Here is a 20,421-nt window from a genome sequence, read left to right on the forward strand (position 1 = left end):
TGATCGTCACTCTGACGCACCCTATGACAGTCGGGCTGAACATACAAACCGAGGCCGAGCATGAGTTTTCTGTCTGCGACACTGTCACGCGTCAAACCTTCACCCACCATCGCTATGACAGCCAAGGCAGCCGAGCTGAAGGCCGCCGGGCGTGATGTCATCGGCCTGAGCGCCGGTGAGCCGGATTTTGACACGCCACAGAACATCAAAGACGCCGCTGTTGCGGCCATCGCAGCAGGCAAAACCAAATACACCGCGCCGGACGGCATCCCCGAACTGAAACAAGCGGCATGTGCCAAGATGAAACGCGATCATGGGCTGGACTATTCGCCGGCCCAGATCTCGGTCGGGACCGGTGGCAAGCAAACGCTGTACAATGCCCTGATGGCGACGATGAATGACGGTGACGAGGTAATCATCCCTGCGCCGTACTGGGTCAGTTATCCCGATATGGTGCTTTTGGCGGGGGGCACCCCTGTTGTGGTCGAAACGACGCTGGAAAACAGCTTCAAACTGACCGCAGAACAACTGGAAGCCGCCATCACGCCCAAAACAAAGTGGTTCATCTTTAACTCGCCCTCGAACCCGACGGGTGCAGGGTATAGTCGGGATGAACTGAAGGCGCTGACCGATGTACTGATGCGTCATCCGCATGTCTGGATCATGTCGGACGACATGTACGAACATCTGGCCTATGACGGGTTCGAGTTCTGCACCCCGGCCGAAGTTGAACCCGGTCTATTTGACCGGACCCTCACCTGCAACGGGGTTTCAAAAGCCTATGCCATGACAGGTTGGCGCATCGGTTATGCCGCCGGCCCGGTCGAGATCATCGCGGCCATGCGCAAGATCCAGTCGCAATCAACGTCGAACCCCTGTTCGGTCAGCCAATGGGCTGCTGTTGAGGCCCTGAACGGAACCCAGGATTTTCTGGCCCCGAATAACGAGACATTCAGGCGCCGACGCGATCTGGTGGTTCGGATGCTGAACGAGATCGACGGCGTCACCTGCCCAACGCCTGAAGGGGCCTTCTATGTCTATCCGTCTATCGCCGGATTGATCGGGAAAACGACGCCGGCAGGGACGGTCCTTGTAGACGATGAAGCCTTTGCAACCGCCCTGCTGGAAGAAGCCGACGTGGCCGTTGTGTTTGGTGCCGCCTTTGGCCTGTCGCCGAATTTCCGCGTCAGCTATGCTACGACCGACGCGGCACTGACCGAAGCTTGCAGCCGCATCCAGCGTTTTTGTGCTTCTCTGAGGTGACCATGTCCGCCGAACTGCCTGTGTATTACTTTCGCATACGTGAAAACGGTGCTGCGGTGTTTCGGATCGATACTGAAAACCGTCAGCGTCGGATCGAAATGGATCAGATTGCCGTCATCAATATCCGCAATGGTGAGGTCAAGCCGCACGGGCAGCGGACGCTGTCAGACCGGGATCAGGCCGAGATTGCCCAATGGATGGAAGAGCGCCGGGCCCTGCTGGCCCAGCGCGACATCGACGACATTCATCGCGCGGTCGACTATCTGAATCTGACCACGCAATGGGCTCAGTCCAAGGCAAGCGACACGCAGCTGGAGGATGTGACCGACAGGTTATTGATGGCCATGCACGACCTGCGTACGGTACTGGTGCGAAAAAAGGCAGATCGGCTGGACAACGACTAAGCGGGCTCGGCCGATATCTGTATCTGCTGTACCGAATACATCCAGAACCGGGTCATGAGAAGCACGGCCGCGAAGGCGAGACCAAGCACCAGGCCCAGCCAGACGCCGATGCCGTCCATATGACGGACAAAGCCGAAATAATACGACGCGGGAATCCCTACGACCCAATAGCTGAGCGCCGCCATGACCATTGGGATCTTGGCATCCTGCAACCCGCGCAGCAGGCCCAGCGCAATCACCTGCGCGCCGTCGACCAGCTGGAACAAAGCCGCCATGGCAAGCAAACCGGTACCGATGGTCAGGATTTGTCCCCGCTGCGGATCATCTGCTTCCATGAACAGGGAAATCAAAGGCTCGGCACAAGTCAGGAACAGGATGATGGTTGCCACCGACATGACCAGCGACATACCAGTCACGGAGATTGCGCCCTTTTCCAAATGCGCCCTATCCCGACGACCCAGCGCATTGCCAGCCCGGATGGTCGCTGCATTTGATAAGCCCAGGTGAACCATGAAGGTGGCCGAAGCCAGGTTCAAGGCGATCCCATGCGCAGCCAGCGGGACCTGACCCAGCCAGCCCATCATCACCGCAGAAGTCGCGAACAGTGAAACTTCGGCCAATGTGGTCAAGCCGATGGGCACACCCAGCTTCCATACGCTGGCAAACATTTCCCAATCCGGTCGCCAGAACCGTTGGAAGAGGCTGTGCTCCGGCAACGTCCGGACCACGTAGATAACGACCGCAATCAGCGAAACAACTTGTGTCGTAATCGAGGCGATTGCCGCCCCTGTCACGCCCAGTTCGGGGGCGCCCCAGTTGCCAAAGATCAACGCATAATTGGTCAGCCCGTTCACAGCCGCCGCCGCAATTGTGATCCATAAAACGATCTGCGTTCGCTCCAATGCCGCAAGATAGCTTTTCAACACCATCACAATGAGGGCCGGAAACAATCCCCAACCGGCGACTCTCAGGTATTCGGCTGCGGTTGCAGCGACTTGCGGTTCCTGCTTCATGGCGATCAGGATCGGATAGGACCACCACAGCAAGGGCATGACAACCACGGCATACAGCAACGACAACCACAGACCCATCCGGGTCGAGCGGCGAATGCTGGTTTCGTCCCCTTCCGCCGCTGCTGTGGCCACCATGGGCATGACTGCCCAGCCAAATCCCGCGCCAAACAAAAACAACACGAAGTAATAACTGTTGGCCAAGGTAACGGCCGCCAGCGCCTCGACCCCGTACCAACCCAGCATGATGGTGTCGGTCAAACCGATCGCGTATTGCGCCAGATGACCGCCAACCAGTGGCAGGCCAAGAACGGCAATAGCCCGAAAATGGGCCGGGTATGTCATCACCTTTGTCATCGCTCCAGCCATATGCGCGGCTTTGGCGCGGGACAAGAGCGGATCGGCAAAATTTCAGATTGAGACTTTGGTGCCCGTCCTTTCCCTGTGGCCGGGCATTTTGATGCTCAGCGGGCGTCGGGATGCAACGCGGTGCCCAGAATATGCTCGGATCGGTGAATAACGTGATGCGCCTGCCCTACGATCAGCGGATCAGGCTCGCACACGATATCGTGATCCTTGCCAGGGTAATCCAGCGAGGACAGGAAGTGAAGCATACAGTTCAGGCGCGCGCGTTTCTTGTCATTCGACTTGATAATCGTCCAGGGTGCATCAGCCGTATCCGTGTAAAAGAACATGGCCTCTTTCGCCTCGGTATAGTCATCCCACTTGCTGAGGCTCGCCTTGTCGATCGGTGACAGTTTCCATTGCTTCAGGGGGTCGGTTTCGCGGCTTTTGAAACGGCGCTGCTGCTCTTGCTGTGTAACCGAGAACCAGTATTTGTATAGCTGAATGCCCGAGCGCACCAGCATCCGTTCCAACTCGGGCGTTTGCCGCATGAACTCAAGATATTCGTTGGGCGTGCAGAACCCCATGACCCGCTCCACACCCGCGCGGTTGTACCAGGACCGGTCATAGAACACCATTTCGCCTACGGTCGGCATCTCCTGAATGTAGCGCTGGTAGTACCACTGGCCTTTCTCTTCCCAGGTGGGTTTGTTCAATGCAACGACACGGGCCTGACGCGGGTTCAGGTGCTCCATGAACCGCTTGATCGTACCCCCTTTGCCTGCGGCATCGCGCCCTTCGAACAACAACACAAACCGCTGCCCCGTTTCCTGCGCCCACAGTTGAACCTTCAAAAGCTCGGCCTGCAGATTGGCTTTTTGCGTCTCATACACCGACCGGGCCATTTTGCGGCCATAGGGGTATTTCCCACTTTCAAATGCCTGCCGGATTTTCTCGGGGCTGGGCGCTGAGGGGTCGGTGTCTTTGGCGAGCGTGGTCTTGATCTGGGTGGGTTCTGCGTTGGTCGTGGCAATGGCGTCCATACATCCTGTCCTTTTCTACTGTCCCGAACGGTGGCTAGCAGAAAGCTCGGAAATGCGCTTTGATTGGTATCAAATAGATGCCTCAAAAACCCATAGTTTCCAGCGCGGATCACTTGTTCCAATGCAAATTCCAATGCAAACGTCTTTTTTCAAGCTGAACGGCCATTCTTTCCACGTCAGGACATGGGGCGACAAAGCCGCGCCACCGTTAGTGATGCTGCATGGTTTCCCCGAATACAGCGGCGCCTGGGCCGATCTTGCGCCTCATCTGGCCGAACGCTTTTATTGTATTGCTCCGGACCAGCGCGGTTATGGCCAAAGCTGGTGTCCCGAAGGGGTGCAGAACTATACCCTGTCGCAACTGGTCACGGACATAGCGGCGCTGATAGAATCCTGCGGTGCGCCTGTTGCGCTGCTGGGTCACGACTGGGGCGCATCGGTAGGTTACGGCGTCGCCATGTTCCGCCCGGAACTCGTAGATCGGCTAATCATTGCAAACGGCGTACATCCGGTGCCGTTTCAACGCGCCATGGCCTTGGGTGGCGCACAATCCATAGCCTCGCAATATATCAATCTGCTGCGGGCACCTGATGCCGCACAAAAACTGTCCGAAAACAACTTTGCGATGCTGGAACAGTTCTTTCGCCATGGTATGGGACTGGACTGGTTGACCGAAGCTCGCATGGCCGACTACCGCACTGAATGGGCTCGACTTGGTCGGCTGCAGGCGATGCTGAATTGGTATCGTGCTTCTCCGCTCGTTGTCGCCAAACCCGGTGTCCCCGCGACAGACCTGCCCGACCTGCCGCTCGACCGGTTGCGTGTCAGGTGTCCGCACCTGTTGCTTTGGGGGCCGGATGACAAAGCCCTTTTACCCGAAGCCACTGAGAGGCTCGAGGCGTTTGCCACCAACCTCACCCGTGTCACGATCCCCGGCACCGATCATTGGCTGCATCATCAAAACCCGCAGGCCGTGGCGCAGGCCGTTCTGGAATGGACAGGCCAGACGTAACCAGGCCCTGCCCGTGTGCAACGGCCAGCCGGGCGGCCTTTGTCGCAGCGCCAACGACATCTTTAGCACCTTACCGGTGCCCCCAGTCGTCAGGGTTGTCAGAGTTGTTCGGCGACAACCCCAACTCATCACCATCGGTTGAGCACCCAAGCCCCAGAACCGTCCGGTTTGCATATGAAAAATAGGAGCAGACCTGATTGATCTCGAGGATTTCTCCATCATCCCAACCTGCGTCGCGCAGGGCGCTGACATCCGCCTCGACCAGATCGCCCGGCGCTTCGGTCAGCTTGCGGGCATAATCCATCGCAGCCATTTGCGCCGCATCCAGCGGTGCAGCCAAGGGATCGCGCGCCTCAATCGCTGCCCTGATCGCGTTGCCGCGCGCCGCGTCACCCAGCAAGCGTTGAAGACCCGCAAAGTGATGCTCGACGCAATAGCTGCACCGGTTCAGCGAGCTGACCCAAACCCCCAGCACTTCCAGAAACCATTTCGGTATCTTGTTGCCCGAATGATGCAGCACCGCCTTGTACATGGCCATATGGCCTTCCATTGAATGCGGGCGAAGGCTGTGTGCCATCATGATGTTGTCTACGTTATTGTTCGGCCCGGTCACGCGCTCGTAGAGTTTCTTCAACTTTCCAGTCGCTTCTTCGAACGGAACGGTTCTGATCCAGCTCATTTATTCACCTCCGCTTTACCGGGATCAAAGGACGGGTTGTCTGCACGGATTGCAAGCGGCTTGACAGAAAATCCACAACACCTCGCGTCCCTCTTCCCCCGGACCACATCACCTGCCATAATGACGGAAACCCAAAAACAAGAGCAGCACCCATGCCCGAAGATCTGTTGACGCCCAGCGCCACCTCTACCTATGACGCCTCCTCGATAGAGGTGCTCGAAGGGCTGGAACCGGTTCGCAAACGCCCCGGCATGTATATTGGCGGCACGGATGAGCGTGCGCTGCACCATATGTTGGCCGAGATCCTCGACAACTCGATGGACGAGGCTGTGGCAGGCTATGCCAACCGGATCGAGGTCGAGCTGCATTCCGACTACGCCCTGACCGTCCGTGACAACGGGCGCGGTATCCCGATCGACCCGCATCCGAAATTTCCGGGCAAGTCCGCGTTGGAGGTGATCCTGTGCACCCTGCACGCGGGTGGCAAGTTCTCGGGCAAGGCCTATCAGACCTCGGGCGGCTTGCACGGGGTCGGTGCGTCGGTGGTGAACGCGCTGTCTGATTCGATGGTCGTGCAGGTGGCGCGGGACAAAACTCTCTATGAACAACGTTTCTCGCGCGGTATCCCGCTTGGCCCGGTCGAAAAGGTTGGCGCGGCCCCGAACCGGCGCGGTACAACGGTGACCTTCCACGCCGACCCGGACATCTTTGGCCATCACAAGTTCAAGCCCGCGCGGCTGTTCAAATCCATCCGCTCCAAGGCTTATCTGTTCTCGGGCGTCGAAATCCGCTGGAAAACCGCCATCGATGACGGCGAAACCCCGCTTGAGGCCTCGTTCCACTTTCCCGGCGGCCTGTCGGATTACCTGAAAGAGACAATGAACGGCTCGTCCACCTATGCCGAGCAACCCTTTGCGGGCACCGTCGATTTCAACGAGAAATTCGGTACCCCCGGCAAGGTCGAATGGGCCATCAACTGGACACCGTCGCGTGACGGGTTCATCCAGTCCTATTGTAACACCGTTCCCACCCCCGAAGGTGGAACCCATGTGGCCGGTTTCTGGGCTGCGATCCTTAAGGGGATCAAGGCCTATGGCGAGTTGATCAACAACAAGAAAGCCGCGCAGATCACCCGCGACGACCTGCTGACGGGTGGCTGCGCGCTGGTGTCGTGCTTTATCTCTGAGCCGGAATTCGTGGGCCAGACCAAAGACCGTCTGGCCACGGTCGAGGCGCAGCGGCTGGTCGAAAACGCGGTCCGCGACCATTTCGACAATTGGCTGGCGGCTGGTACGAAATCCGCCGGCGCGATCCTCGACTTCCTCATCCTGCGGTCTGAGGAACGCCTGCGCCGTCGGGCCGAGAAGGAAACACAACGCAAGTCCGCCACTAAGAAACTTCGTCTTCCCGGCAAGCTGGTGGACTGTTCCAGTTCAACACGCGACGGCACGGAATTATTCATCGTCGAGGGCGATTCTGCGGGCGGCTCGGCCAAGATGGGCCGCGACCGCAAAACGCAAGCCCTGTTGCCCCTGCGCGGCAAGATCCTGAACGTGCTGGGCGCGGCCAGCTCGAAACTGGGCACCAATGCCGAGATCAGCGATCTGACACAGGCGCTGGGTGTCGGCCTTGGCACCAAGTTCAACGTCGACGACCTGCGCTATGACAAAATCATTATCATGACCGACGCGGATGTGGACGGGGCGCATATCGCCGCGCTGCTGATGACGTTCTTCTTTACCCAGATGCGCCCGATGATTGACGCGGGCCACCTGTATCTGGCCTGCCCGCCTTTGTACCGCCTGACCCAGGGCGCCAAACGCGTCTATTGTCTGGACGAAGCCGAGCGCGACGAATGGCTGAAAAAAGGTCTGGGCGGCAAGGGCAAGATCGACGTGTCCCGCTTTAAGGGTCTGGGCGAGATGGACGCCAAGGACCTGAAAGAGACCACGATGGACCCCAAATCCCGGAAATTGATCCGGGTCACCATTGACGAGGACGAACCCGGCGAGACCGGCGATCTGGTCGAGCGTCTGATGGGCAAGAAGCCCGAACTGCGGTTCCAGTACATTCAGGAGAACGCGCGGTTTGTGGAGGAGTTGGATGTTTGATTTTGCAATTGAAAAAAATTCCCACTCCAACGTTGGAAATTGATCAACACCGTCTGCCACATTTTGCATTTGTCGATGCTGACAATATGGAAAAAAAGCTTTGAGAAGAAGTTGACAGAGTTTGACGCAGCCTGCGAACAGATTCCAAAGTTTAGCTTTGTGAAACTTTTCCAGCTATTATCTCATGACAGGGTCTACTTTTACTCCGCGACAGAAGATCCGGAGAAACTACCTGATTGGTTGAAAGAGATACAAGCGCAGCGAGGTTTTGTTCTTAAGCTTGGCGTACTTACCCAAAAAGGAAGATCCAAGAAACAAGAAGGGGTGGATGTAAAGTTGGCGATAGATGCCACAAGGTTAGCTTTCACTTCGACAATGAAAACGTGCACACTATATGGTGCTGACGGAGATTTCATTCCATTAGTTGAAGCGCTAAGCGATGCAGGATGTATTGTTAACATAGTTTCGTTTAACGACCCCTCACAAGGTAGAGTTGCACCAAGATTGCAAGCTGAAGCAGACAGCTATACGCGGATAGATGGCCCGTGGCTCTACACTACAGGTGGGTTTAGTTTGCCAGTTGCGCAATCAGGACAAATAATACATGGGCAAATGGGTGGCGAAACCATCGATATTCATGGAGAACCTGTGATTATACAGGAACGAAATGGCAGGTTTCTCGCGTTAATCAATGAGCGACACGCGCCTTCTGTTTTTGCTTGTTCTGATCGTGATCAGCTCATCTTATGGCTCAAGATGCATACAGAAAAACTACCAATTTAGTGTACTTCAACTTCATTGCTCTTAACTTGGTCTTCGAACTAAGTCCGAGAGGTGCGCGTTCAACCTGCCTCGCATCAAGCATTGACTGGGCGGAAGACACCACAACACCACACGCGCCCTCAAAAAACCAAAATCTACTGCAATTCAAATTCCTTCGGTTTACTAATCAAACAAAGATCCGGCTTCCCTGTGACAAGCCGGCTCGCATTTAACGATTAAGGATTTGCAATGGCCCGCCTTTATGACAGTCGAAAACGTGTTCTCGTAACCGGTGGGGCCGGGTTTTTAGGCTCGCATCTGTGCGACCGGCTTCTGGATCAGGGGCATGAGGTTTTGTGCGTCGACAACCTGTTCACCGGCACCAAGCGCAATATCGACCATCTGCACAGCAACCCGCGGTTCGAGTTTATGCGCCACGACGTGACCTTCCCTCTGTTCGTGGAAGTGGACGAGATCTATAACCTCGCCTGCCCCGCCTCACCCGTGCATTATCAGCACGATCCGGTGCAGACGACCAAGACCAGCGTGCATGGCGCGATCAACATGCTGGGTCTGGCGAAACGTCTGAAATGCAAGATCTTTCAGGCCTCAACGTCTGAGGTTTACGGCGACCCGACGATCCATCCGCAGACCGAAGACTATTGGGGCAACGTCAACCCGGTTGGTCCGCGCTCCTGTTACGACGAGGGCAAGCGGTGTGCCGAGACGTTGTTCTTCGACTATCACCGTCAGATGGGGCTCGAGATCAAGGTCGCCCGCATCTTCAACACTTACGGGCCCCGAATGCACCCCGCCGACGGGCGCGTCGTGTCGAATTTCATCATGCAGGCCCTGACCGGCGAGGCGATCACGATCTTTGGCGACGGCACGCAGACCCGGTCATTCTGTTACGTGGATGATCTGATCGAAGGCTTCATCCGCCTGATGGATACCGGCAAGGAGGTCACCGGCCCGGTCAATCTGGGCAATCCCAACGAGTTCTCGATGAACGAGCTGGCCAGCGAAGTGCAGGCGCTTGTTGGCGCGGAAACCCCTATAAGTTTCAGGGAGTTACCTGAGGACGACCCGAAACAACGTCAGCCCGATATCACGCTGGCGCGGACCCTGCTGAACTGGGAGCCTACGGTGCAGCTGAAGGAAGGGTTGGACGCAACGATCCGGTATTTCCGGACGCTTCAGTCAGAAGGCGCAGCCGGATAACGCGTCTCGCTATGGCTCGGGGACCGGATCAAACCGCCGTGCCGATCAGCGCGACGCCAATGGCCATGAGGACAGCGGCACCCAGGCGTCGCATCCAGTTGCCTTCCTTCAGGAAAATGAACCCGATAAGCGCCGCAAAGATGACCGAGGTTTCCCGCAGAGCCGAAACCGCCCCCAGCGGCGCAAAGTTCTTGGCGTAAAGCACCAGACCATACGCCGTCATCGAAACCAGCCCGCCCAAAAGGCCCGTCATCCATATTCTGACGGGCAGGTCTTTCAGGGTGGCGCGTTTCCTGACCCCGATAAACCCTGCAATGAACAGGTGCAGAAAGGCCCCCCACGCCCAATAGCTGAGCGTATTGCCGGACAGCCGCACCCCGACCCCGTCAACAACCGAATAGATCGAAATGCAGAACCCGGTGCCCAGCGCAAATCCCAGCGCGCTGCGCCCGACGCCCGAACGCAGCGCGGCCCAGCTGCTCAGCTGAATGCCAACCGCGATCAGGGCGATCCCGCCCCAGGCCTGCCAGGGCAGAACTTCGCCCACCAGCACCATCGCCCAAAGCGAGGCCAGTGCCGGAACAATCCCGCGTGCAATCGGGTAAACCACACTCAGGTCGCCATGCTGGTAGGCCTTGCTCAGCATGAAGTAATAGCCGAAATGCACGACGGTCGAGAGCAGGATATAGACAAAGCTCTGCGTGTTCGGCAGGGGCAGGACCATCACCATTACCGCCGCTGGCAAGACCTGACCCAACGCGACCAGACCCAGCATCGTGGTGCGGTCCGTCGCCGTTTTCACGATGGCGTTCCATACGGCATGCAGCAACGCCGCCGACAGAATAATCAGAGTGACGAACAGGGTCATGCCCGACCTTTCCCGCAGAATACGCGCAACAAGGGTCTTGGGCCCTATTCACTTGGGCGTGGTGTCTGCCAAAACCGGGATTTTTGTCAAGCCGGATTCCAGTGGTCAAAATACCGCCACCGTTGGGAATGTGTCCGCAAGCCGTTTCCGGTCTCGTCCTGCGCCTTTGTGCCCGGTAAGAAGTTACAACTGCACGTGATCCCGGTTGCAGGACGCGCATCAGGTTCTAAGATCGGGCACATGAGTTTTGTGACAGACAACCAATTGCCCCTGCTTATCCTGTTTTTTCTGTCAGGATCGATCGGCACCGCCTTTTTGTTCCGCAAACCAGCGGGGCACCGGGCGTGGAAACTGGCCGATCTGGTCTGGGTCGTGCTGGGTGGCATCGGCGCATTGGTGGCTGTTCTGGCAGGGCTTTATACGTCGGACAGTTCGCGACTGGATCGTCAGATTGATGTGGCCTACGCGGCAACATTGGCGTTCGACAGGGATGCCGCACGGTTTCGTCTGCGTTTCTGCGACCCTGCTTACGATCCTGACACGGCAGTGCTGTGCGACAAGGTTGAATTTCTGTCGGCTTCAACTGCCAGCAACTCGGAATTGCCCCTGTTCATCGCCGTTACCAACGAAGTAGCCCCCCTGCAGGGCCTGCACTTCCTGTTCGGAAGTCAGGCCAAGGATGATATGGACGAGCTACGGGATATGACGGCCAAAGCCGATGCTTTCGATATCGACCAGTTCCTCGTATTCACGTCCCTGGACGACAAAACTCAGGTAGCCATCGACAACATGCGCCGTAAGGTGCCCGCGATTGCCGGAGATTATCAGATCCTGGCACAAAGCTATGACGACCTGATCGAGCAGGTCGGCAAGTTGAAAAACGAATGGGAATACCTGCAGGCCAACGCCCATATTCTGGTGCTGCAAATCGTGGCGCTTTGTCTTGTTAGCTTTGCGGCCCCATTTCGATTGGGAAAATCTTTGGTCGAGTTACGTACGAAGCTCAACGCCGATAGCCCCGCGCCAACACCTGTGGATCAACTCCCAGAAAATAGCGCAGAAGTGTCCACAAGTTCCGCGTGCCCCGCCGAAACCAACCTGCCTGTTCGTAGCGCTCCGCGCTCGTAAAGGCGCGCGACTCGAGTATTGCGATCCGTGGCAATACGCGCACCAGCGCCACATCTTCCATCAAGGGTTGGTCCGGATACCCGCCAGCCGCCAGATAGACATTACGCTGAACCAGCAACCCCTGATCTCCGTACGGTAAACCGAACAGCCTGCTGCGCAAATTGGCCCATCCGGCCACCCAGGCTGGCGCAAGCCCACGCGCGCGAAAAGCCAACCGAAACGCCGCTGGTGCGTTGGATGGCAGATGGGCGCTTACGCTCTTGGCCCATCCCTCTTGCAACACGGTATCTGCATGAAGGATCAGAAGCCAGTCTCCATCAGCATGCGCGCACCCCCGGCGCAATTGACCGCCGCGCGATGGCTCACCTCTAATGACATGCGCGCCAACATCTTCTGCTATTCTCAACGTCTGGTCAGTTGAGCCTGCATCGCTGACGATCAGGTCCCGGATCAGCCCGGAATGCACCCCTTCCATCAGGGCTTCAAGGCACGCAGGCAAGGAATCGGCGGCATTCAAGGTTGGAATCACTACAGTGACGGGTGCGGGCACGTCCGATAACCTCTGGTCTTGGCTGCGAGACTTCCTATATCACGAGGCCAAAGGCAATGACGAGGACCAAGCCATGCCCACCCGCCGCATCCTGCGCCTGACTGGCTCGGACACCGAAAACTTTTTGCAGGATCTTGTAACCAATGACGTTCAGGGATTGGGCAATGGGTTGGTCTATGCCGCACTGCTTACACCACAGGGCAAGTATCTGGCAGATTTCTTTCTGAAACGCGATGACGTTGGGGTACTGCTGGACGTGGCCGAGCCACTTGCAGATGACCTGATCAAGCGCCTGAACATGTACAAACTCCGTGCGGATGTGGTGATCGAAGGCACGGATCTGCATCTGCAGCGCGGCACAGGTCCAGCACCGGACACCGCCCTGCCCGACCCCCGTCACGCGGATATGGGTTGGCGTGACTATTCGACAGCCCCAGATGGCGATGACGGAACCGACTGGGACGCGCTGCGCGTTCGACACTGCATCCCCGAGGCTGGGGTCGAACTTACGCCAGACAGCTATATCCTCGAATCCGGGTTCGAGGCGCTGAATGGTGTGGATTTCAAAAAGGGTTGCTATGTCGGTCAGGAAGTGACTGCGCGCATGAAACACAAGACCGAGTTGCGCAAAGGCTTGCGGCGGGTCTTTGTCGAAGGATCGGTTCCGGCGGGGACTGAGATTACCGCAAACGGCAAACCCGTCGGCACCCTGTTCACGCAATCAGGCGGCCAAGGAATCGCGTATCTGCGCTTTGACCGTGCGAATGCAGACATGATGGCCGGAGACGTCGTGGTTCGCCTGACGGACCAAGCGTAACTTGTTGCCAAATCGGCACGGCCTTATCCGCCGTATGTTTCATAAAGTTTGAACCCGTTACCCAGCCCTGCCAATGTGTCGTCACAGGGGCAACACGGATACCCGCATGTTTCAGCTTTATTCCGCGATTTGGCGCGCCAGCGCCGGGCGGCAGATTATCCTCATCCTGTTATCCATTGCCATTGCGGCGCTTGCCGCTGTTCCGCTTGAATTTCAGCGCGATATCGTCAACCACCTTACGTCCAATGATCTTCACGTCGAAAAGCTGGTTCTGCTGGGCATCGGCATGATGATTGTCATCCTGCTGAGCCTCGCCCTGAAATGGGTTCTGGGTTTTCGCGCAGGGATATTGGGCGAAGACATGATCCGGCTGATCCGGCAACGCTTGCTCTGGCGCGCTACTGACCTGAAAGAAAAGGGTGAAAACCTGCGCAAGGGCACCATGACGACCGCCATCTCGGCCGAAGCCGAGGAGTTGGGCAAGTTTGCCGGGGGCGCATTCTCGGACCCGGTGGTTCAGGTCGGAACGCTGATCAGCGTGATCGGGTACATATCCTCAACGCAGCCAGGCCTTGGCCTTATCGCGTTTTCCATGATTGTTCCGCAGATCATTATCGTTCTGGTGTCGCAACGCAAAGTGAACACGTTCGTCGCCGAACGCGTCCGCCTTTTGCGCAGCGCCACTGATAGGCTGACCACCGAGGATATCGATGCCGTCGAGCGGGATATCAATGCCCTGTTCGACGACATCTATGACACACGACGGCGCATGTTTCTTTGGAAGCTTTCGGCCAAGTTCCTGTTGAGCGTGATCAATGGCGCCGGAACCGTCGGTATTCTGATGTTGGGCGGTTATCTGGTGCTGCACGGCAAAACCGATGTCGGCACAGTGGTGGCCGCGACCAGCGGGCTTGGTCGGATACAGGGCCCGACCGCGTTCCTGATCGCCTTTTACAGACAAGTCAGTGCCAACCGCATCAAATACGAACTTATGTTGGAACTATTCGGCCCGGACCCCGCGCATTACCGGTACCGCAACAGTGCATAAAAAAGACCGCGCAGCGGCTGTCTGCGCGGTCTGATATTAAAAGCGACGAAACGTCACGCGCGTTCGGAATATTCCATGGTTTCGGTGTTCACGATGATCATTTCATCCTGACCGATGAACGGCGGCACCATGACTTTCACGCCATTGTCCAGAATTGCAGGCTTGAACGAGTTCGCGGCGGTCTGACCTTTTACGACCGGCTCAGTTTCGACGATCTTGCAGGTCACTTTCTGCGGCAGCGTCGCGTTCAGCGCTTCACTTTCGTAGAATTCGACAACAATCGTCATGCCATCTTGAAGGAACGGACGACGCTCGCCCAGCAAATCCGCTGGCAATTCAATCTGTTCGTATGTTTCGGCATCCATGAAGACCAGCATGCCATCGGTTTCATACAGGAACTGCTGATCCTTCTGCTCAAGGCGCACACGCTCAACCTTGTCAGCTGAGCGGAACCGTTCGTTCAGTTTTGAACCATTGCGCAGGTTGCGCAGTTCGACCTGCGCGAAAGCGCCGCCCTTGCCGGGCTTCACATGGTCAACCTTGACCGCGGCCCAAAGGCCGTCGTTATGCTCAAGCACATTGCCGGGGCGAATTTCGTTCCCATTTATCTTGGGCATTACATAAATCCTTCACAAACGGTTGATGCGTCAGTTGCGCCTCCTATATCTGGCGGGAACATACCTGACAAGACAACCAAACCTAGTGCTGCAGGTGCAGCGAGATATGCAAGTGACGCAACGCAACTATGCATATTAGCTGTATCCGAATCGCACTTTATCGGTCATAAGGACCGTCACGCCGAAAATTGCAAGAGCAAGAAAAACAAGGAAGACGAGATGAGAGATTTCGTTGACGGCACTGCCTTTAACAACGAACAAGGCAATCGTGCTCGCAAACTTTTCGCGGCCGTTGTGTTGGCTGCACTCGATGACGCTATTGCCGATGACAAGAAATATGGCAATGGCCCGGAACAAATCGCCCGTTGGGCGCGCTCGCGCGATGGACGCGAAGTGCTGTCTTGCGCGGGAATCGACCCGAACGAACGGGTTGTCAGCGGACTGATGGAGTTCGTTGGCCGTGGCGTGCGGACCTCGGTCGCGCTGTCGCGTGAAGAAAGCGAGCGTCGCAATGCCGCTCAGCAGGCTGAAGCTGCCTGATCCAAGGTTGTTTCAACTCAGAAAAAACGCGCTCTGCCATCAGAGCGCGTTTTTCTATGCGTATACCGCCACGATCCCGATCCCGGGCGTCAAGGTGTGTTCGGGGCTTCCCCTGCCCGCCCAAATCAGGTCATCTGCGCCTTGACAGGTAGGAGACAATCCATGGTTCGCGCCATCATGATTCAAGGCACCGGCAGCAATGTCGGAAAATCCGTTCTGGTGGCGGGGCTTGCGCGAGCTTTTACACGGAGAGGTCTTCGGGTTGCGCCCTTCAAGCCGCAGAACATGTCGAACAATGCTGCTGTTACGGAAAACGGTGGGGAAATCGGTCGCGCACAGGCCCTTCAGGCACGGGCGGCAAGGCGGGCGACGCATACGGATATGAACCCTGTATTGCTGAAACCTGAAACAGATACCGGCGCACAGATCATCGTTCAGGGGCAGCGCGCGGGCACCATGAAAGCCGGTGATTATCGCAAGGATAAATCCAGGCTGCTAAGCGCCGCACTGGAAAGCTTTGACCGACTGTGCAGCAATGCGGATCTGGTTCTGATCGAAGGTGCGGGCAGCCCGGCCGAAACCAACCTGCGCAAGGGTGACATCGCCAATATGGGCTTTGCCTGCGCTGCGAATATACCTGTTATACTTGTCGGCGACATTCACCGCGGCGGTGTGATCGCACAGATCGTTGGCACTCAGGCGGTTCTGGATGAGGGTGATCTTGCGCGAATTCGGGGCTTCGCCGTCAATCGGTTCAAGGGTGATGTGTCCCTTTTTGACGAAGGGCGCGATGACATCGCCTCTCTTACCGGGTGGCCCTGTCTGGGGGTTGTGCCATGGTTTCACGACGCCTGGAAGCTTCCGGCCGAAGATATGATGGACATCCGCTCTCACACAGGCGGCACATGCAAGGTTGTTGTGCCACAGCTTGAACGGATGGCGAATTTCGACGACCTTGACCCCTTGTCTGCCGAACCCGGAGTGAGCGTCGAGATCATTCCGGCCGGACGCCCATTGCCGGGCGATGCCGATCTGGTTTTGCTACCGGGCAGCAAGTCCACCATCGGAGATCTGGCCTATTTCCGCGCACAAGGCTGGGACATCGACCTGTTTGGCCATGTCCGGCGCGGCGGGCATGTTCTGGGTCTCTGTGGCGGCTTTCAAATGCTGGGCAAGACCATCTCCGACCCCGATGGCGTGGACGGTCGACCGGGTAAGGTCGAAGGGTTGGGATTGCTGGATGTAGACACGGTCATGGGAGGACAAAAGCAAGTTGTCCTGCGTAAGGCCCATGCCTTGCCGGACCGCGAGCCAGTCACCGGATACGAAATCCACATGGGCCATACAGACGGGCCGGATTGCGCCAATGCATGGCTTGAGGTCGAAGGCCGCCCCGAGGGCGCGGCCAGCGCAAACGGGCGGATCAAGGGAAGCTATCTGCACGGTATCTTTTCGTCCGACGCATTCCGGGCGCGGTATTTGTCAGCGTTAGGCGTGACCTCGGACCTGTCCTATGAAGATGGCGTCGAGCAGGCGCTGGACGATCTGGCCGATCATCTGGAGCGCCACATGGACCTTGACCTGCTGCTCAGCCTCGCGCAGCCCCCGCACCGCAGCTGAGAGTTACTCCAGATCCTGAGCCGCAAGAGCGCGGGCGATCTCTCGTCTGACCATCTTGCGCACATTTCTTGTAATTCGCTCGCCCATCGTTCCTTGCAGCTCGGTGCGGACAACCTCTGCGATCAGGGTGCGCAGAGCGTCCTCGTCCATGTCGATCGTCCTGACGTTTTCGTCGGAATCAGGTTCTTCGGCATCGACATCAGACACAACAGCCTGAGACGACCGGATGAATTCCGCCTGATAAGGTGCACCTTCGTCCTGCTGAGCCGCCTCTGGTTCATCGTCTCCAGCAGCATCAATCGACATCGCAGCGGCAAATTCTTCTTCGACATCCCATGGCAGCGCATGTGACGGTGTGCCCGAATATGCATCCTGGCTGTCACCGTCCGGTTCCCACTGGTCTTCTGTTTGTGCAATGGCCGCTTCCAACGCTTCGATCTTTGCACTCAGGCTGATTGCAGCATCATCCGACGGGGCGTGTTTCGTCTCGGCTGCTTCTGGCTTGTCCTCGTCGGCGTTCGCGGGTTGACCCGTCTGAATGATGTCACAGGTTCGCAGCAACATCGGCTTGGCGGCATCTGTAACTTCGGCTTTGGATACAGCTTTAGCGGGAATCACTCCTAACTGATCTGGTGTGCTGATCCGCAAAGCATCGGTAAGCACCAGCCGCCCCGGCTTGCGTGCCTTAGTCGTTTGATCCGAGACGGATTTATCACGACTGTCTTCACTGACCAGACGTTTGACCGAAGACAGAACGTCTTCGATCCCTGCTTTCACGACATTATCAGACATTGTTCTCTACCGCTCTATCCTTGGATCAAGTGTAGCCAAACAATCCGTGCCTCACAACAAATAGTATTGGCGATCAGTCCCGGCGCAACGCTTTGAGAACACGATCCAGATCCTTGCTTTGCTTGCTGACCTGTGCAGGTGCATTCTTGACCAGGTTGTAATACAAAGTCGGATCATAGATTTGCACCGCCAGCCCAAGACGCTCGGCTGTCAGAAGGCCCTGCGCCTGCAATAACTGATAGGCAGCCCGCGACCGTTCGGTGCGCGAAGCAACTTCCGCCAGCTGTGCATCCAGCAAATCCTGCTGTGCATTCAATACATCCAGAGTTGTTCGCGCGCCCAGAGTCGCCTCTTCCCGGATGCCATCAAATGCCACCTGCGAGGCGTTAACGCGCTCGGTTGACGCCCTCAAACTGGCGCTGGCCGCCTGAAACGCCGCATACCGGTCGGTCACACCCTGCGTGATGTTCTTTTGAACGTTCAGAAGATTCGCACGCGAGGCATCGCGGCTGGCCATCGCGCGGCGCACATTTGCCGCCAACCGGCCACCTGCGTAGATGGGTTGACTGAAGTTCAGCGACACGGTCGCGTCGTTCACATAGTCATTATTGTCATAGCGCTCGGACACGCCAGCATCGGCATTCAGGCTGACATTCGGCCCAAGGTTGGCCCGCTGTTGCTGCACGACCAGATCGAACGCCCTGACCTGATGCTGTGCCGACAGAATGGCCGGGTGGTTGCGTTGCGCCAGGTTCACAGCTTCAGCTTCGGAACGCGGCAGATTGGGCAGGCTCGGCTGGCCAGCCGTTCGCCCCGGTGCCTTTCCGACCGCGTTCACGTATTCGGCCTGGGCAATGCTCAATTCACCGCGTGCCACAGCCAGATCCGCCTGAGAGCTTGCCAGCTGCGCTTCGGACAATGCGACGTCCGTCCGGGTTACTTCGCCCACTTCGAAGCGGTCATTCGACGCCCTAAGTTCCTCTGCCGACACATCCACGTTGTTCTGGCGGATCGCCACGGTCTCTTCCTGCAACAGGACGCCCAGATAGGCATTTGCTGCGCGGATAAGAACCTGTTGTTCGATATCGATCAGGGTTTGCCGGGTCGATAGCACCGTTTCCTGCGCCGACTGCTTGCCCAGCACCGACGCGCCGCCATCATACAAAAGCTGGCTCAACGTCAGGCCCGAAAAGAACCGCGACGGCTCGTTTGTCGTCACGACGTTATTGACCCGCGAACGGGTGTAATCCTGGCTGACCTGCACGGTCCAGTTGATGATTGGCCGCAACGCAGAAAGCGCAATGGCCACATCTTCATCCGCCGCGCGCAGCAACGCCCGGTTCTGCTCAAGCAAACCACTGGTGTTATACGCGCCGATGAACGCATCCGTTATGTTGTCTGCCCACGCTGCACGCCCTGGCATCACGCTTATGGCAAGTCCTGCGGTCACAGCAAACGCCCTGACCAGCTTACCTGTCGCCGAACCACGCATACCAAAATCCTCTCAAACGAAATTACACTGCCCTACAGGCAGTTTGCGGCCTTCTTTTCAACTAATCAAGGCGATAGAAAAATCTATCGGCGGACTATAGCGAAAATGCACACTCTGCCGAAAAACCTTCCAGAACCGGCGCATTGGCATTGAACACATCACGCCAACTGACGCGACCACCGGTTTTTCGACCGATCCGCACGGTACCCAGGTTGCCGTTGACAAACAGACACACGATCCGACCGTGGTCCTTGAGTTGATCCAACAGGGCATCGGGCACCTGCTCGACACCGCCCTGCACCATGATCGCATCATAGGGGCCGTGTTCCGCCACACCCTGTTCCAGCGCGCCAACGTGGATAATGGCGTTGTGCACGCCAGCTTCGGCCAAGAGGTTTTGCGCCTCGGCTGCAAGGGTTTCGTCGCATTCAACACCCACAACCAACTCAGCCATCCGTGCGGTGACAGCCGTGGAATATCCCATTGCCGGAGCGATATCGAGGACCATCTCATCCTTGGATATGTTCAGCACGTCCAGCATTTTAGCCAGGGTCCGCGGCTCCAGCATGCTGCGCCCGCCACCCAGATCAATCAGGCCGTCCACATAGGCCGCTTCACGTTGAGAATCGGGTACGAAGCTCTCCCGCGGAACACTCAGCATAGCCTCAATGATCGGGAACTTGGTGACGTCAGAGGGGCGGATCTGTGTATCAACCATTGTGCGGCGCCGGGCTGCGAAGTCAGTCATTGGATATCTCGTCTCATTCCCAAAGATGTCGGGCTTGTGCCATATCCTGAACCTTCCAGCAACGCCCCTGTTGCCGCAACCTGAATCGTGATCACCTTCTTGGGCATGGACTTCGGCAAATTTCAGTCTTGCCGGCAAATTCGCACGCAATCCACTGGACGCCCCCGAGGAAAGCTGTTAAAAACCCAGTTACACCACAGCAAGTATTTGATTTTACTTGAAAAGGCGAGTTGGCGGAGTGGTGACGCAGCGGATTGCAAATCCGTGTACACCGGTTCGATTCCGGTACTCGCCTCCAACAACATCCAAATCGCTGACTTAACCCCGCAGTACACGCGTGCGACGCTCGGT

General features: G+C 57.2%; 19 protein-coding genes and 1 tRNA gene. 11 read left to right on the plus strand and 9 right to left on the minus strand.

Annotated elements, in window-relative coordinates; translation table 11 throughout:
- Window positions 1-60 precede the first annotated feature (60 nt).
- Complete coding sequence (locus ACR0BK_RS04090; protein ID WP_480553830.1) at window positions 61-1,263, plus strand: pyridoxal phosphate-dependent aminotransferase; 1,203 nt, start codon at window positions 61-63, stop codon at window positions 1,261-1,263.
- Window positions 1,264-1,265: 2 nt separating this feature from the next.
- Window positions 1,266-1,667 carry a hypothetical protein gene (locus tag ACR0BK_RS04095; RefSeq protein WP_480553831.1) on the plus strand — a complete coding sequence of 134 codons (402 nt, stop codon included), beginning with the start codon at window positions 1,266-1,268 and terminating at the stop codon, window positions 1,665-1,667.
- Here the strand turns inward: ACR0BK_RS04095 and ACR0BK_RS04100 are convergent.
- Both ACR0BK_RS04100 and ppk2 read right to left on the minus strand, forming a co-directional pair.
- Entirely contained in the window at window positions 1,664-3,034 is a 1,371-nt protein-coding gene (locus ACR0BK_RS04100; RefSeq protein WP_480476787.1) for an MATE family efflux transporter, read from the minus strand. The genes ACR0BK_RS04095 and ACR0BK_RS04100 overlap by 4 nt on opposite strands.
- Window positions 3,035-3,141: 107 nt before the next feature.
- Window positions 3,142-4,065, minus strand: a complete 924-nt coding sequence (ppk2, locus tag ACR0BK_RS04105; protein ID WP_480553832.1) for a polyphosphate kinase 2 — start codon at window positions 4,063-4,065, stop codon at window positions 3,142-3,144.
- A 133-nt stretch (window positions 4,066-4,198) separates the two neighbouring features.
- Between ppk2 and ACR0BK_RS04110 the strand changes: the two genes are divergently transcribed.
- Window positions 4,199-5,077: an alpha/beta fold hydrolase gene (locus tag ACR0BK_RS04110; protein ID WP_480553833.1), complete on the plus strand. Its 879-nt coding sequence runs from the start codon at window positions 4,199-4,201 to the stop codon at window positions 5,075-5,077.
- A 70-nt stretch (window positions 5,078-5,147) separates the two neighbouring features.
- Here ACR0BK_RS04110 and ACR0BK_RS04115 read toward each other — a convergent pair whose 3' ends face one another.
- Complete coding sequence (locus ACR0BK_RS04115; RefSeq protein ID WP_480517598.1) at window positions 5,148-5,756, minus strand: carboxymuconolactone decarboxylase family protein; 609 nt, start codon at window positions 5,754-5,756, stop codon at window positions 5,148-5,150.
- 152 nt (window positions 5,757-5,908) lie between these two features.
- Between ACR0BK_RS04115 and parE the strand changes: the two genes are divergently transcribed.
- The 3 genes from parE (at window position 5,909) to ACR0BK_RS04130 (ending at window position 9,850) form a co-directional block, all read left to right on the plus strand.
- Window positions 5,909-7,867 (plus strand): DNA topoisomerase IV subunit B, encoded by a 1,959-nt coding sequence (gene parE, locus ACR0BK_RS04120; protein WP_480553834.1) that lies wholly within the window; start codon window positions 5,909-5,911, stop codon window positions 7,865-7,867.
- Between the two features lie 39 nt (window positions 7,868-7,906).
- Window positions 7,907-8,650 (plus strand): NYN domain-containing protein, encoded by a 744-nt coding sequence (locus tag ACR0BK_RS04125; RefSeq protein ID WP_480553835.1) that lies wholly within the window; start codon window positions 7,907-7,909, stop codon window positions 8,648-8,650.
- A 228-nt stretch (window positions 8,651-8,878) separates the two neighbouring features.
- Window positions 8,879-9,850 carry a UDP-glucuronic acid decarboxylase family protein gene (locus tag ACR0BK_RS04130; protein WP_480553836.1) on the plus strand — a complete coding sequence of 324 codons (972 nt, stop codon included), beginning with the start codon at window positions 8,879-8,881 and terminating at the stop codon, window positions 9,848-9,850.
- A gap of 28 nt (window positions 9,851-9,878) precedes the next feature.
- Here ACR0BK_RS04130 and ACR0BK_RS04135 read toward each other — a convergent pair whose 3' ends face one another.
- Window positions 9,879-10,718, minus strand: a complete 840-nt coding sequence (locus ACR0BK_RS04135) for an EamA family transporter (RefSeq protein ID WP_480553837.1) — start codon at window positions 10,716-10,718, stop codon at window positions 9,879-9,881.
- A gap of 1,003 nt (window positions 10,719-11,721) precedes the next feature.
- On the minus strand, window positions 11,722-12,396 hold the full coding sequence (locus ACR0BK_RS04140) for a TIGR04283 family arsenosugar biosynthesis glycosyltransferase (protein WP_480484216.1): 675 nt from the start codon (window positions 12,394-12,396) through the stop codon (window positions 11,722-11,724).
- Window positions 12,397-12,469: 73 nt separating this feature from the next.
- Here ACR0BK_RS04140 and ygfZ point away from each other — a divergent pair, with 73 nt between their 5' ends.
- Window positions 12,470-13,213: a CAF17-like 4Fe-4S cluster assembly/insertion protein YgfZ gene (ygfZ, locus tag ACR0BK_RS04145; RefSeq protein ID WP_480484217.1), complete on the plus strand. Its 744-nt coding sequence runs from the start codon at window positions 12,470-12,472 to the stop codon at window positions 13,211-13,213.
- 73 nt (window positions 13,214-13,286) lie between these two features.
- Complete coding sequence (locus ACR0BK_RS04150; protein ID WP_480553838.1) at window positions 13,287-14,261, plus strand: ABC transporter transmembrane domain-containing protein; 975 nt, start codon at window positions 13,287-13,289, stop codon at window positions 14,259-14,261.
- Window positions 14,262-14,314: 53 nt separating this feature from the next.
- On the opposite strand, the gene efp is transcribed toward ACR0BK_RS04150, so the two are convergent.
- Window positions 14,315-14,878 (minus strand): elongation factor P, encoded by a 564-nt coding sequence (gene efp, locus ACR0BK_RS04155; protein ID WP_209503361.1) that lies wholly within the window; start codon window positions 14,876-14,878, stop codon window positions 14,315-14,317.
- A gap of 219 nt (window positions 14,879-15,097) precedes the next feature.
- On the opposite strand from efp, the gene ACR0BK_RS04160 reads away from it, so the two are divergent.
- Window positions 15,098-15,418 (plus strand): DUF6280 family protein, encoded by a 321-nt coding sequence (locus ACR0BK_RS04160; RefSeq protein WP_037310273.1) that lies wholly within the window; start codon window positions 15,098-15,100, stop codon window positions 15,416-15,418.
- Between the two features lie 162 nt (window positions 15,419-15,580).
- Entirely contained in the window at window positions 15,581-17,038 is a 1,458-nt protein-coding gene (locus ACR0BK_RS04165) for a cobyric acid synthase (protein WP_480553839.1), read from the plus strand.
- Between the two features lie 3 nt (window positions 17,039-17,041).
- Here the strand turns inward: ACR0BK_RS04165 and ACR0BK_RS04170 are convergent, their stop codons facing one another.
- From ACR0BK_RS04170 to ACR0BK_RS04180, 3 genes are all read right to left on the minus strand, one after another.
- Window positions 17,042-17,830: a hypothetical protein gene (locus ACR0BK_RS04170; RefSeq protein WP_480553840.1), complete on the minus strand. Its 789-nt coding sequence runs from the start codon at window positions 17,828-17,830 to the stop codon at window positions 17,042-17,044.
- Between the two features lie 73 nt (window positions 17,831-17,903).
- Window positions 17,904-19,322: a TolC family outer membrane protein gene (locus ACR0BK_RS04175; protein WP_480553841.1), complete on the minus strand. Its 1,419-nt coding sequence runs from the start codon at window positions 19,320-19,322 to the stop codon at window positions 17,904-17,906.
- Between the two features lie 94 nt (window positions 19,323-19,416).
- Window positions 19,417-20,070 carry a protein-L-isoaspartate O-methyltransferase family protein gene (locus tag ACR0BK_RS04180; RefSeq protein ID WP_480553842.1) on the minus strand — a complete coding sequence of 218 codons (654 nt, stop codon included), beginning with the start codon at window positions 20,068-20,070 and terminating at the stop codon, window positions 19,417-19,419.
- A gap of 224 nt (window positions 20,071-20,294) precedes the next feature.
- Here ACR0BK_RS04180 and ACR0BK_RS04185 point away from each other — a divergent pair.
- Window positions 20,295-20,368: transfer RNA gene (locus ACR0BK_RS04185), tRNA-Cys, on the plus strand.
- Window positions 20,369-20,421: the final 53 nt, after the last annotated feature.

It is taken from the genome of Ruegeria sp. AF1 (assembly GCF_056542125.1).

What these genes read in the sequence shown, in the direction of transcription:
- ACR0BK_RS04170 (WP_480553840.1), bottom strand. Translation starts at nt 17,830, where the DNA reads ATGTCTGATAATGTCGTGAAAGCAGGGATCGAAGACGTTCTGTCTTCG.
- ACR0BK_RS04180 (WP_480553842.1), bottom strand. Translation starts at nt 20,070, where the DNA reads ATGACTGACTTCGCAGCCCGGCGCCGCACAATGGTTGATACACAGATC.
- ACR0BK_RS04165 (WP_480553839.1), top strand. Translation starts at nt 15,581, where the DNA reads ATGGTTCGCGCCATCATGATTCAAGGCACCGGCAGCAATGTCGGAAAA.
- ppk2 (WP_480553832.1), bottom strand. Translation starts at nt 4,065, where the DNA reads ATGGACGCCATTGCCACGACCAACGCAGAACCCACCCAGATCAAGACC.
- ACR0BK_RS04175 (WP_480553841.1), bottom strand. Translation starts at nt 19,322, where the DNA reads ATGCGTGGTTCGGCGACAGGTAAGCTGGTCAGGGCGTTTGCTGTGACC.
- ACR0BK_RS04135 (WP_480553837.1), bottom strand. Translation starts at nt 10,718, where the DNA reads ATGACCCTGTTCGTCACTCTGATTATTCTGTCGGCGGCGTTGCTGCAT.
- ACR0BK_RS04090 (WP_480553830.1), top strand. Translation starts at nt 61, where the DNA reads ATGAGTTTTCTGTCTGCGACACTGTCACGCGTCAAACCTTCACCCACC.
- ACR0BK_RS04110 (WP_480553833.1), top strand. Translation starts at nt 4,199, where the DNA reads ATGCAAACGTCTTTTTTCAAGCTGAACGGCCATTCTTTCCACGTCAGG.
- ACR0BK_RS04130 (WP_480553836.1), top strand. Translation starts at nt 8,879, where the DNA reads ATGGCCCGCCTTTATGACAGTCGAAAACGTGTTCTCGTAACCGGTGGG.
- ACR0BK_RS04100 (WP_480476787.1), bottom strand. Translation starts at nt 3,034, where the DNA reads ATGACAAAGGTGATGACATACCCGGCCCATTTTCGGGCTATTGCCGTT.
- ACR0BK_RS04095 (WP_480553831.1), top strand. Translation starts at nt 1,266, where the DNA reads ATGTCCGCCGAACTGCCTGTGTATTACTTTCGCATACGTGAAAACGGT.
- ACR0BK_RS04115 (WP_480517598.1), bottom strand. Translation starts at nt 5,756, where the DNA reads ATGAGCTGGATCAGAACCGTTCCGTTCGAAGAAGCGACTGGAAAGTTG.
- parE (WP_480553834.1), top strand. Translation starts at nt 5,909, where the DNA reads ATGCCCGAAGATCTGTTGACGCCCAGCGCCACCTCTACCTATGACGCC.
- ACR0BK_RS04150 (WP_480553838.1), top strand. Translation starts at nt 13,287, where the DNA reads ATGTGTCGTCACAGGGGCAACACGGATACCCGCATGTTTCAGCTTTAT.
- efp (WP_209503361.1), bottom strand. Translation starts at nt 14,878, where the DNA reads ATGCCCAAGATAAATGGGAACGAAATTCGCCCCGGCAATGTGCTTGAG.
- ygfZ (WP_480484217.1), top strand. Translation starts at nt 12,470, where the DNA reads ATGCCCACCCGCCGCATCCTGCGCCTGACTGGCTCGGACACCGAAAAC.
- ACR0BK_RS04160 (WP_037310273.1), top strand. Translation starts at nt 15,098, where the DNA reads ATGAGAGATTTCGTTGACGGCACTGCCTTTAACAACGAACAAGGCAAT.